The organism is Nocardia carnea, assembly GCF_029869215.1.
GTDB lineage: Bacteria > Actinomycetota > Actinomycetes > Mycobacteriales > Mycobacteriaceae > Nocardia > Nocardia carnea_B.
The window spans coordinates 17,353-29,168 of the sequence record NZ_JARWPM010000280.1 but is presented as its reverse complement, the minus strand read 5'-3'; the positions used below and the strand labels follow the sequence as shown (position 1 = coordinate 29,168).

The 11,816-nt window shown below is 69.0% G+C and carries 12 protein-coding genes; 9 read left to right on the top strand and 3 right to left on the bottom strand.

From position 1 onward, the window contains the following. Positions 1-1,071 (top strand): AAA family ATPase (locus tag QH276_RS19595; protein WP_280406847.1); only part of this gene is annotated, 1,071 nt, incomplete at its 5' end. Between the two features lie 380 nt (positions 1,072-1,451). Here the strand turns inward: QH276_RS19595 and QH276_RS19590 are convergent. Then, on the bottom strand, positions 1,452-1,841 hold the full coding sequence (locus QH276_RS19590; RefSeq protein ID WP_280401323.1) for a DUF2237 family protein: 390 nt from the start codon (positions 1,839-1,841) through the stop codon (positions 1,452-1,454). A gap of 176 nt (positions 1,842-2,017) precedes the next feature. Here QH276_RS19590 and ftsY point away from each other — a divergent pair, with 176 nt between their 5' ends. From ftsY to QH276_RS19550, 8 genes are all read left to right on the top strand, one after another. Continuing rightward, a complete protein-coding gene (ftsY, locus tag QH276_RS19585) occupies positions 2,018-3,847 on the top strand; it encodes a signal recognition particle-docking protein FtsY (protein WP_280406846.1) in 1,830 nt (609 codons plus the stop codon). 265 nt (positions 3,848-4,112) lie between these two features. Then, the gene (locus QH276_RS19580; protein WP_280401345.1) at positions 4,113-5,402 is read left to right on the top strand and encodes an ammonium transporter; all 1,290 of its coding nucleotides are present in this window, start codon (positions 4,113-4,115) and stop codon (positions 5,400-5,402) included. A 5-nt stretch (positions 5,403-5,407) separates the two neighbouring features. Beyond that, positions 5,408-5,746, top strand: a complete 339-nt coding sequence (locus QH276_RS19575; protein WP_280401346.1) for a P-II family nitrogen regulator — start codon at positions 5,408-5,410, stop codon at positions 5,744-5,746. Between the two features lie 167 nt (positions 5,747-5,913). Next, complete coding sequence (locus tag QH276_RS19570) at positions 5,914-8,307, top strand: [protein-PII] uridylyltransferase (RefSeq protein ID WP_280401347.1); 2,394 nt, start codon at positions 5,914-5,916, stop codon at positions 8,305-8,307. Positions 8,308-8,465: 158 nt separating this feature from the next. Further along, on the top strand, positions 8,466-8,774 hold the full coding sequence (locus QH276_RS19565) for a hypothetical protein (RefSeq protein WP_280401325.1): 309 nt from the start codon (positions 8,466-8,468) through the stop codon (positions 8,772-8,774). 150 nt (positions 8,775-8,924) lie between these two features. Further along, the gene (gene ffh / locus QH276_RS19560) at positions 8,925-10,487 is read left to right on the top strand and encodes a signal recognition particle protein (RefSeq protein ID WP_280401326.1); all 1,563 of its coding nucleotides are present in this window, start codon (positions 8,925-8,927) and stop codon (positions 10,485-10,487) included. A 128-nt stretch (positions 10,488-10,615) separates the two neighbouring features. Continuing rightward, complete coding sequence (locus QH276_RS19555) at positions 10,616-10,825, top strand: hypothetical protein (RefSeq protein WP_280401327.1); 210 nt, start codon at positions 10,616-10,618, stop codon at positions 10,823-10,825. After that, positions 10,822-11,136: a hypothetical protein gene (locus tag QH276_RS19550; protein ID WP_280401328.1), complete on the top strand. Its 315-nt coding sequence runs from the start codon at positions 10,822-10,824 to the stop codon at positions 11,134-11,136. The genes QH276_RS19555 and QH276_RS19550 overlap by 4 nt, the downstream gene beginning before the upstream one ends. A gap of 65 nt (positions 11,137-11,201) precedes the next feature. Here the strand turns inward: QH276_RS19550 and QH276_RS19545 are convergent, their stop codons facing one another. Beyond that, on the bottom strand, positions 11,202-11,498 hold the full coding sequence (locus QH276_RS19545) for a hypothetical protein (protein ID WP_280401329.1): 297 nt from the start codon (positions 11,496-11,498) through the stop codon (positions 11,202-11,204). Beyond that, a complete protein-coding gene (locus QH276_RS19540) occupies positions 11,495-11,764 on the bottom strand; it encodes a hypothetical protein (RefSeq protein WP_280401330.1) in 270 nt (89 codons plus the stop codon). The genes QH276_RS19545 and QH276_RS19540 overlap by 4 nt, the downstream gene beginning before the upstream one ends. Positions 11,765-11,816 lie beyond the last annotated feature (52 nt).

The window sequence follows — 11,816 nt, the reverse complement described above, 5'->3', positions numbered from 1 at the left end:
GCCGCCTCCCGCGCCCCCCCCCGCCCTGCGCCGGGGCGGGGGGCGCCGCCCCCCCGCCCCCCGCCCGCCGACTTTCTGGCGCCCCGGCCCACCGAATGCGCCACCGCGGTCGATCAGATCAAGGAACGGGTCCGGGCGCTGAGTACGCAACTCGGGCAGCTCACCGACGCGGTGCACCGCGACGAGGTCGCCAAGGCGCAGGCGGCGCTGCGGATCGAACAGCTCGAGACCACGATCGCCGAACAGTTCGGGATCGCGCTCGACGATCTGATCGCCGAATACGGCCCTGATGTCCCGCTGCCACCCAGTGATCTGGAGATGCGCGAATACGAGCAGGCCAAAGAGCGCGGCGAACAGGTCAGCGCGCCGGCCCCCATGCCGTTCGACCGCGCCTCCCAGGAACGCCGCGCCAAACGCGCCGAAAAAGACCTGGCGACTCTCGGCAAAGTGAACCCGCTGGCGCTGGAGGAATTCGCCGCGCTCGAGGAGCGCTACAACTTCCTGGCCACCCAGCTCGAAGACGTCAAGAAGGCCCGCCAGGATCTGCTGGACGTGGTGGCCGAGGTGGATGCGCGGATCCTGCAGGTCTTCACCGATGCCTACGCCGATGTCGAACGCGAGTTCGTGCAGGTGTTCTCCGCCCTGTTCCCAGGTGGTGAAGGCCGGCTGCTGCTCACCGACCCCGGCGATATGCTCACCACCGGAATCGAGGTGGAGGCGCGGCCGCCCGGCAAGAAGGTCAAACGGTTGTCGCTGCTCTCCGGCGGTGAGAAATCATTGACCGCGGTGGCGCTGCTGGTCGCCATCTTCCGCGCCCGCCCGTCGCCGTTCTATGTGATGGACGAGGTGGAGGCCGCGCTCGACGACACCAATCTGCGCCGCCTCATCGGCCTGTTCGAGCAGTTGCGCGAGAAGAGCCAGCTGATCGTCATCACCCACCAGAAGCCCACCATGGAAATCGCCGACGCCCTCTACGGCGTCAGTATGCGCGGCGACGGAATCACCCAGGTGATCTCCCAGCGGTTGCGCGGCGCGAATGTCGGCCCCGCACCGGCCACGGTACCGGAGTGATACACCGGGCCGCCTCCAATGTTGCGGTCGGTATGGATGCTGCGGCCGGGCCGGCGCTGCGGTTGGTTGAATGCTGCGGCTGGTTGGGCCTCCGACCGAACGCCGCGACCGGTGGAACGCCGCGCCCGGCCAGGGCGGCGCCCGGCTGGTGCCGCGCTCGGCCGGACAACCCGCCGGGCTCGGCCGGCAGGGCCGGTGGTTTGCGGTTCATCGCGGGCATCAGCAGTCCGAGAACGGTGCGGGCCAGACCCGTCGCCAAATCCCAAGAGTCGCCGTAATCGCGCCGGCGGATGATCAGCCCGCCCCGGACGACGAACCTGGCGTTGATCCACAGGTGGACCCGTACGGGTCCGAGGCGTAGCAGGCTGCCGGTTACGGTCTCAGAGCAGATCGCTGACGTCGTCGGGGACATCGACCGCGTATTTTCGCAGGATCTCCATCGATATCACTTCCAGGGCATTCTCATGGGTCGCCGCCAATACGACCGGCGCGGCGACACCGTCCTCGTGCGCGTGCAACCAGCGCACCGCCACCACGCACCACCGGTCTCCGGGCTGGAGGCCGGGAAAATTGTTCTCCGGGCGCGGTGTGCTCAGATCGTTGCCGATGGATGCCTGATGTTCCAGGAACTCGGCTGTGACGACCGTGCACACGGTGTGGCTGCCCAGATCCTCCGGGCCGGTGCTGCAGCAGCCGTCCCGGTAGAACCCGGTCAGAGGATCGGTGCCGCACTCTTGTAGCGGACCCCCAAGCACGTTTCGATCGGTCACATCGCCGATCCTATTGGCCTGCCGCGAGAACTTCCGCAGGACAAGAAATCTCACCGGCGGTGTTCGCGGGGCTGAGCTGGGAAAGCGCAGCGCATGACCGTACGGCCGGCGGTGGCCGCCGCGCGGGCCGGGCGGGGTCGGTGGCGGCCCGCACCGGCTCTGCAAGGATGGGCGGTGTGAGTGCGCAAGCCTGGATTCTGATCGCAGCGATCGCCGCCGTACTGCTGGTCGCGCTCGTGGCCGGTTTCGTCCGGTACAAACGCGGCCGGGTCTCGCTGACCCAGCCGGCCGAGAAGAAGGAACTGGCCGACCGGTCGGGGGGTTACCAGGCGGCGGGCGGGTTCACCTTCAGTCAGGGCGGCCAGGGCGCCACCGCCGCGCCCGCGCGGCCCAGCCCACCCACGCCGCCGAGTCCCACTGAGCGGACGGATACCGAGGGGCAGCCGCATATCGGCGACGATGCGGCGATCCCGCGCGATGCCCCGCGCCGGGGTATCACCGATATCCCGCTGCCGGACACCGCCGACACCGCCACCGCGCCGCCGGCCGAACCGGAATCGGCACCGGCCGCGCCCACCACGGATTCCGCGCCGACGGTGCCGCCGGAAACACAGCCGGCCGCGCCGGAGGAGAACGGCACGACCGCGGCCCCGGCGACACCCACCGGTACCGGTGCGGCCGCACCCGCCCGGCCGGACGCGGCGCCGCCGAAGGACGCCGGCACCGCGGCACCGGCCGACACCGGCACAACAGCCGGGCAGGACACCGGCACCGCACCGCCATCGGACACCGGCACCACGACCCCGCCGGACACCGGCCGGGCAACTCCGCGAGACGCCGGGTCCACCGCGACCGGCACCCCCGTACCGCCCGCGCCCGAATCCGGGACAACAGCTCCGCCGGAGAACAACCTGAGCGGCGCTGCCTCGGGCGCTACCACCGCCCCGGACACCGGCTCCGCACCGGCGCAGCCCGCCGATCGGTCGGCCACGGCACCGCCCGCGACGCCGCCTACCGGCGAGCCCCCGGTCGTGGCCCCCGATACCGCGGCCGGTGCACACCTCGTACCCGAAGTCGAGGAGATCGCTCCCACCTCCGGCCGGCTGACCCGGCTGCGTGGCAGGTTGTCACGGTCGCAGAACGCGGTCGGCAAAAGCCTGCTGGGCCTGCTCGGCGGCGGCGACCTCGACGAGGAATCCTGGGAAGAGGTCGAGGACACGCTGATCCTGGCCGATATCGGTACCGCGGTCACCACCGTCATCGTGGAGCGGCTGCGGGAGGAGATGGCGGCCCGCAGCGTCCGTACCGCCGATCAGGCGCGGGCGGTGCTGCGCGATGTACTGATGGAATCGCTGCGGCCCGAACTCGACCGCTCCGTCCGGGCACTGCCGCATGCCGATCACCCGTCGATCCTGCTCGTGGTCGGTGTCAACGGCACCGGCAAGACGACCACGACCGGCAAACTGGCGCGCGTCCTCGTGGCCGACGGGCGGCGCGTCCTGCTGGGCGCGGCCGATACCTTCCGTGCCGCCGCGGCCGACCAGTTGCAGACCTGGGGGGAACGGGTCGGTGCGGAGACCGTCCGCGGCAAGGAAGGCGCCGATCCGGCCGCCGTGGCCTTCGACGCGGTGAGTACCGGTATCGCGTCCGGGGTGGACGCGGTGCTCATCGATACCGCCGGCCGGCTGCACACCAAGACCGGGTTGATGGACGAACTCGGCAAGGTCAAACGGGTGGTGGAGAAGAAGGCGTCGGTGGACGAGGTGCTGCTGGTGCTGGACGCCACCGTCGGGCAGAACGGGCTCATGCAGGCCCGGATCTTCGCCGAGGTGGTCGATATCAGCGGTGTGGTGCTCACGAAACTGGACGGCACCGCGAAGGGCGGGATCGTCTTCCAGATCCAGCACGAGCTCGGTGTCCCGGTCAAACTGGTCGGGCTCGGCGAGGGCGCCGACGATCTCGCCCCGTTCGAACCGGCCGCCTTCGTGGACGCGCTGCTCGGCTGACCGGCCCGGTGCCGCGGTGTCCAGCCACCATGACACCGCGGCCGCCGGTTGCCTCCCCGTTGCCCTGCCGGCGACCTCACACACCCCGGTGACCGGCGCGTTCGGCGGCGGCAACACACTCGAAACAAAACCGCGCGATCCATTCACCTAGGTGAAACACCGGGGCGTCACGGATGAAACACCGAATGAGGACCCTTCTGTAGCGGGCCCGAAGTCGTGCAGGCGGCGGGCCGGAAGATGAGGGAGGTAACTGGTGGAAACCGTGATCGGCGCGCCCAATGCCGGCGACACCGCATGGATATTGACGAGCGCCGCGCTCGTCCTGCTGATGACACCCGGCCTGGCGTTCTTCTACGGCGGTATGGTCCGTGGCAAGAACGTGCTCAACATGATCATGATGAGCATCAGCGCGATGGCCGTCGTCACAGTGCTCTGGGTGCTGTACGGCTTCTCGGTCGCCTTCGGGACCGACAAGGCCGGCCTGCTCGGGGATCCGGGTCAGTTCTTCGGCCTGAAGACGCTGATCGCCGGATTCGGTGACGAATCGGCGGGCGTCCCGCTGATCGGGACCCTCCCGGCGACCGTATTCGTCGCGTTCCAGGCGATGTTCGCGATCATCACCGTCGCACTGATCTCCGGTGCGGTCGCCGACCGGCTGAAGTTCAGCGCGTGGCTGGTGTTCAGCGCCATCTGGGCCACCGTGGTGTACTTCCCGGTCGCGCACTGGGTCTGGGGTGGCGGCTGGATCATGGAGAAGGTCGAGGCCATCGACTTCGCCGGTGGTACCGCCGTGCACATCAACTCCGGCGCCGCCGCGCTCGCGCTGGCCATTGTGGTCGGTAAACGGGCCGGCTGGCCGAAAACCCCCTTCCGGCCGCACAACCTGCCGTTCGTCATGCTGGGTGCCGCGCTGCTGTGGTTCGGCTGGTTCGGGTTCAACGCCGGTTCGGCCGTGGCCGCCGACGGGGTCGCCGGTGCCGCCTTCATCACCACGCTGGTCGCCACCGCCGCGGCGATGATCGGCTGGCTCGTGGTCGAGAAGATCCGTGACGGTAAGCCCACCTCGCTGGGCGCGGCCTCGGGTATCGTCGCCGGCCTGGTCGCCATCACCCCGTCGTGTACCTCGGTGAACGTACTGGGCGCACTGGCCATCGGCGTGATCGCCGGTGTGGTCTGCGCCCTGGCGGTGAGCCTGAAGTTCAAGTTCGGCTACGACGACTCGCTCGATGTCGTGGGTATCCACATGGTCGGCGGTATCCTCGGCACGGTGCTGATCGGCCTGTTCGCCGCTCCCGAGGCGCCCGCGGGGGCCGAGGGCCTGCTCTACGGCGGTGATCTGGAACTGCTGGGCCGGCAGACGCTCGGTGCGGTCGCGGTGCTCGCGTACTCCTTCGTGGTCGCGCTGATCATCGCGTTCGCCATCAAGTTCACCATCGGACTGCGCGCCGATGCCGAGGCGGAGTCCAACGGTATGGACGACTCCGAACACGCGGAATCGGCATACGATTTCGCTGCACTGGGTGGTACCGCACGTTCGGCCGGCAAGGAGGCATGAACCCCATGAAACTGATCACCGCAATCGTCAAACCGTTCACGCTCGAAGACGTCAAAACCGGTCTGGAACAGGCGGGCGTATTCGGTATGACCGTGAGCGAGGTCCAGGGCTACGGCCGGCAGAAGGGCCATACCGAGGTCTACCGCGGCGCCGAGTACTCGGTCGATTTCGTACCGAAGGTGCGGGTCGAGGTCGTGGTCGACGACGCCATGGTGGACCGGGTCGTGGACCTGATCGTCGAGGCCGCCCGCACCGGCAAGATCGGCGACGGCAAGGTCTGGGTCTCCCCGGTGGAGACCATCGTCCGGGTCCGTACGGGCGAACGCGGTACCGACGCGCTATAACCCGCTGTCGCGCCGACAGCGGGTGTAAACGACGACAGCGGCCCCGCTCCCACCGTTACCGGTCGGGGCGGGGTCGCCTGTGTGAACGGGTGGTGGTTTGGTTGGGCGAGGACCGGCGGAAACGGGAACACGGGCGGGCCACCGCACCGCAGGGAAAAGCCGCGGAACTGTCGCAGGGGGCCGCCGATCTGGTCCGGGCCCGCGATCAGTTGCTCGGCGGCGGGCAGCCGCGGCATCCGCGCCTCGACGCCGAATCCCTGCGTTCGGCGCTGGTGGACTTGTACGAACTGTGGCTCACCAGTAAGGGCACCGAGATCGGGATCACGCCGGACAGCGGTCTGGCGATCATGGCGGTCGGCGGCCTGGGCCGCCGTGAGATGTTGCCGTATTCCGATCTGGACCTGGTGTTGCTGCACGAGGATATGGACCCGAAACGGGTCGCCGAGATCGCCGACCGGCTCTGGTATCCGCTGTGGGACGCCCACATCAAACTCGACCACAGTGTGCGCACCGTCCCGCAGGCGATGCAGGTGGCCGCCGGGGATCTGGTCGCCGCGCTCGGCATGCTGGACGCCCGGCATATCGTGGGCAACGCCGAACTCAGCGACCGGATCATCGCCGGAATCCGCAAGGAATGGCGGCGCGATATCCGCGGCCGCTTCGACGAACTGGTCGCCGGGGTGCGCGCACGCTGGGAACGCAGCGGCGAGGTCGCCCACCGCACCGAACCCGACCTGAAGAACGGCCGCGGCGGATTACGCGATATCCAGCTGCTGGACGCGCTGGCCATCGCGCAGCTCACCGACGCCATGCCCGGGCTGGGGCCGGACGCGCCGGGCGGCGGTCTGGCGCAGGCACATCGGCGGCTGCTCGACGTCCGCACCGAACTGCACCGGGTCGCGGGCCGGGCGCGCGACCAGTTACGTGCCCAGGACGCCGACGAGATCGGCGCCGCGTTGCGGATCGGGGACCGCTTCGATCTGGCCCGCACCCTCAGCGACGCGGCACGCACGGTCGGGTATTCGGTGGACGTCGGATTGCGCACCGCCGGTAACGCGCTACCCCGCCGCGGCCTGGCCCGGCTGCGGCGGATGCCGGTTCGCCGGCCCCTGGACGAGGGTGTGGTCGAGCACGCGGGGGAGGTGGTGCTGGCCCGCGACGCCCGTCCGCAGCGCGATCCCGGCCTGGTGCTGCGGGTGGCGGCGGCATCCGCGCAGACCGGTCTGCCGATGTCGGCGACCACCTTGAACCGGCTCTCCGAGGATGCCCCCGAACTGCGTGAACCGTGGCCCAAGGACGCCCTCAACGATCTGCTCGTCCTGCTCGGCTCCGGCCGCGGGGTGATCGACGCGGTGGAAGCGCTGGACCGTACGGGCCTGTGGGGCAGGCTGCTTCCGGAATGGGGCGCGGTGCGCGATCTGCCGCCGCGCGACGCCCTGCACATCTGGACCGTGGACCGGCATTCGGTGGAAACCGCCGCCTACGCGAGCGCGCTGAGCACCCGCGTCGCCCGGCCCGACCTGCTGGCGCTGGGTGCGCTGCTGCACGATATCGGCAAGGGCCGCACCGAGGATCACTGTGTGGTCGGCGCCGAACTGGCCACGCAGATCGGCCGCCGGCTGGGGTTGTGGCCGTCGGATGTGCAGGTGCTCAGTGCGCTGGTGCGTCATCATCTGCTGCTACCCGATGTCGCGACCCATCGCGATATCGACGATCCCGCCACCGTGCAATACGTGGCCGACGCGCTCGAACACGATCCGCGCCGGCTCGAACTGTTGCACGCGCTGGCGGAAGCGGATTCGCTGGCCACCGGCCCGGGTGTGTGGGGTGAATGGAAAGCGACCCTGATCGGCGAGCTGGTCCGGCGCTGCCGCACCGTGATGGCCGGTGAGGAACTCCCCGAACCCGAACCCATCCCCGACGCGTTGCTCGCCCGCGCGGCCGCCGGCGGTGTGCATGTCGAATTATCCCAAGGGGAAGGTAAATACAGCTATCTCGCCACCGTGATCGCCCCGGACACTCCGGGTTTGCTGGCCGATACCGCCGGTGTACTGGCGCTGCATTCGCTGCGGGTGCTCTCGGCCTCGGTGGGTGGCGCCGGGGAGTCGGCGATCAACACCTTCGTGGTGACGCCGACCTTCGGCACCCCGCCGGACGCCGGGCTGCTGCGCCAGGAACTCAAACGCGCGACAGCCGGTGAGCTCGATGTGCGGGCGGCTTTGGCCGCGCGCGAACGCGATACGCCCGGCGCGGCCCGCTACGCCCAGGCCGAGCCCCGCCTGCTGTGGACGCCGACACAGGTCGACGGTCAGTTCCTGCTGCAGCTACGGGCCGAGGACCGAATCGGTTTGCTGTCCCGGCTGGCCGCGGCACTGGCGGCCGCGGGCGCCGATGTGCGCTGGGCCAAGGTGGTCACCATGGGATCGTTCGTCGTCGATGTTTTCTGTGTGGATCTGGGCGCGGACAGCGATTCGCGGCGGCGCGCCGCGATCGAAACCGCCGTGCTGGCCGAGGTTCCGCGCCCGGCCCCGCGTAAACCACCGGAGCCGGAACGCACCTGACCAGGACCCGGGGGGAGCGGCGCGGTGCGCGCAGGCCGGTTTCGAAGGTCACCGTTACGCGTCGATTGCCCTGCAGTTGCTAACAGATCCGGGGTCGGGCACCGCCCGGACCATACGATTCGGGAGTCAGCTGTCGCGCTCATGAGGGGAGCAGGTCGGTGGCAATCCAAGTGGTGACTTCGTCGATCATGACCAGCGATATGACCCCTCATATCGCCCGATGTGTGGGTGAGGCCTACTGGGTGGTGACCTGGCTGCCCGGGCGGACACTCACCGAGGACCAGGCGATGGCGGCCATGAACGTGGCCGCCGCCGTCGCGACCACCGGCGTCCCCCCGGACGACGACTGGTCGCAGCTGGATTCCCTGGCCCGCGGCCTCGGCCTCACCGGCCGGGAAGCGGCCTACCTCGTCGCCGTGGAACAGCACGACTATCAGCGCGGTTTCTCCACCCCTGCTCCGGGCTGACCCACCGCGCCGGGTACCGGCGCCGCGACCTTACCGAGTACAGTGCGGGCACCGACAGTGCGTGCCGGGTCACGCCTGGGCGCCCGCTACGCTGGGACCTCCCATTACCCTGGGACTCAGTGATGACACTCGAGATCAGGAGCGCGCCAGGTGTTCGAATCCCTTTCCGACCGGTTGACCGGTGCCCTGAAGGATCTTCGCGGTAAGGGACGTCTGTCGCCGGCCGATATCGACGCCACCTGCCGCGAGATCCGCTTGGCGTTGCTGGAGGCCGATGTCGCGCTGCCGGTGGTGCGCGGTTTCATCGCCCGGATCAAGGAACGCGCCAAGGGCGCGGAGGTCTCCGCCGCGCTCAACCCGGCCCAGCAGGTCGTCAAGATCGTCAACGAGGAACTGGTCGGGATCCTCGGCGGGGAAACCAAGCGGATCACCCTCGCCAAGACACCGCCGACGGTGATCATGCTCGCGGGCCTGCAGGGCTCCGGTAAGACCACGCTGGCCGGCAAGCTCGGCAAATGGCTGCGTGACCAGGGCCACCAGCCGCTGCTGGTGGCCTGCGATCTGCAGCGGCCCGGGGCCGTCACCCAGCTGCAGGTGGTGGGTGAACGCGCGGGGGTCACGGTGTTCGCGCCGCATCCCGGTACGTCGATCGGCGGCGGGGACAACGCGCTCGGCGTCACCGCAGCCGATCCGATCAAGGTCGCCGAATCCGGTATCGCCGAGGCGCGCGCCAAACAGTTCGACGTGGTGATCGTCGATACCGCCGGCCGCCTCGGTATCGACGCCGAACTGATGGCGCAGGCCGCCGGTATCCGCGACGCGGTGCAGCCGGACGAGACCCTGTTCGTCCTCGACGCCATGATCGGCCAGGACGCCGTCTCCACCGCCGAAGCGTTCCGCGACGGTGTCGGGTTCACCGGCGTGGTGCTCACCAAACTGGACGGCGACGCCCGCGGTGGCGCCGCGCTGAGCGTGCGCAATGTCACCGGCGCACCCATCATGTTCGCCTCCACGGGCGAGAAGCTCGAGGATTTCGACGTCTTCCACCCCGACCGGATGGCCAGCCGCATCCTCGGGATGGGCGATGTGCTCACCCTTATCGAACAGGCCGAACAGGTCTACGACGCGCAGCAGGCCGAGGAAGCCGCCCGCAAGATCGGCAGCGGTGAACTCACGCTCGAGGATTTCCTCGATCAGATGCTGGCGATTCGCAAGCTCGGCCCCATCGGCAACCTCCTCGGGATGCTGCCCGGCGCCGGTCAGATGAAGGATGTCCTGGCCCAGGTCGACGATAAACAGCTCGACCGGGTACAGGCGATCATCCGCGGTATGACCCCGGCCGAACGGGAGAACCCGAAGATCATCAACGCCTCCCGCCGGCTACGTATCGCGAACGGCTCGGGTGTGCAGGTCTCCGATGTGAACCAGCTGGTCGACCGATTCTTCGAGGCCCGCAAGATGATGACCGCCATGGGCCGCCAGATGGGGATGCCCGGCGGCAACCGCCGCAGCAAGAACCGCAAGGGCGGTAAGAAGGGCAAAAAGGGCGGGCGCGGCCCCACCCAGCCGAAGATGCGCGGCGGGTTCCCGGGCATGCCGGGTATGCCCGGCGGCGGTATGCCGGACCTGTCGAATATGCCGCCCGGTCTCGACCAGCTCCCGCCCGGCCTGGAGAACTTCGACATCAGCAAGTTCAAGTTCCCGGACAAGTAACCCGGCTGAATCGCCGGGGCGACGCCGTCCCGCATCCGCGTCGGACCACCACCGCGTGCTGATCTCGACACCACCCACACCCGGCCGCCCGCTTGCCACGGTAAAGTGTCACGCTTTACCGTGGTGGCATGGCGAAACTGAACATCAGCCTCCCGGATGCGACGGCCGAGGCGCTGCGCGAGAGCGCGGAGGGCAATGTCAGTGCCGAGATCAACCGTGCCGTGCTCCAGCGGCTCGCGGACAAGGAGTTGCGGCGTATCGCCGCGCACGAGCAACAGAACCCGCCGAGGTACAGCGATACCGACTTGCTGCGCATCGGCATGGGCATCCCTCTGTGAGGGAACTGCGTCAGGGCGACATTTACACCATCGCTGCCGGTGACGGCTACCTGACCGTGGTGATCGTCGACGGCCAGACGTTGCTGCGCCACCGCGATGTGGCGCTGGCGGTGCCAGTGGTCGACGCCCGGGAGATGCCCCGAGACCTGCGGATCTTCTCGGTGGGCTGGGACGAGGGCCGCGTACTCGCCGTACACCGGTTGATTCCCTGCGTGCGAGCGGTGCTCGAGGCCGGAACCTACGACGGGACAGTGACTACCGAGGTACTCGACTTCATCAAGATGGTGCTCGCCGTCCGGTTCGATCTCTGACAAGCACGGCCTCCGCCACAGACAGCGGGCGCCGAGAACATCGCGGCCCCCACAGCTCCCGTGGCTCAGGGTCGGACGAATTCGGCGGTGGCAATCGGCCCGTCGCCCCCGATGAGGTCCCAGAACTCGGCGAGCGCAAGCCATTCCCGGCCCGCCCAGATGTCCTGGGCGGTCAGCCAGGGCACCAAGACGACCTCGGCGAGATGGTCGAGGGCGTGCTCGACCGCGATCATCACGGCCAGCCGTGGATGCGTCGTCTCCGCGGTGACGGTGAACACCACCGTCAGGTCGTGCCGCGCGGTGAGTTCGTCGATCTCATCGGTGCAGGTGCCCGGCCGGCGTAGCACGATGGCGCGCCTCACGGCCGCACTTTCTGCGCATAGGCCATGGCGGCGGCGTAGCGGGGGCATCCGCGGTGGTCGGCGTGGGCGGCGGCGATCTGGTGTGCGTGCGCGTAGCTGTTTATCGGGGTGGCGTCGGCGCGACAGCGGGCGGGATTCTCCAGTGCGCGGAGTCCGTCCAGGGTGCGCTGGATCAGCCCGCGGTCGCGCGTGTGCAAGTTCTGGAGTGCGGCGGTCACTGCCCGGTTCGTCGGGACGCGGGCCGGTAGATGGAACGTCTCTGTCATGGGAGACCTCATGGTGTGTTGTCGATGTTGTGTGGTGCGCGCTGGTGTGCAC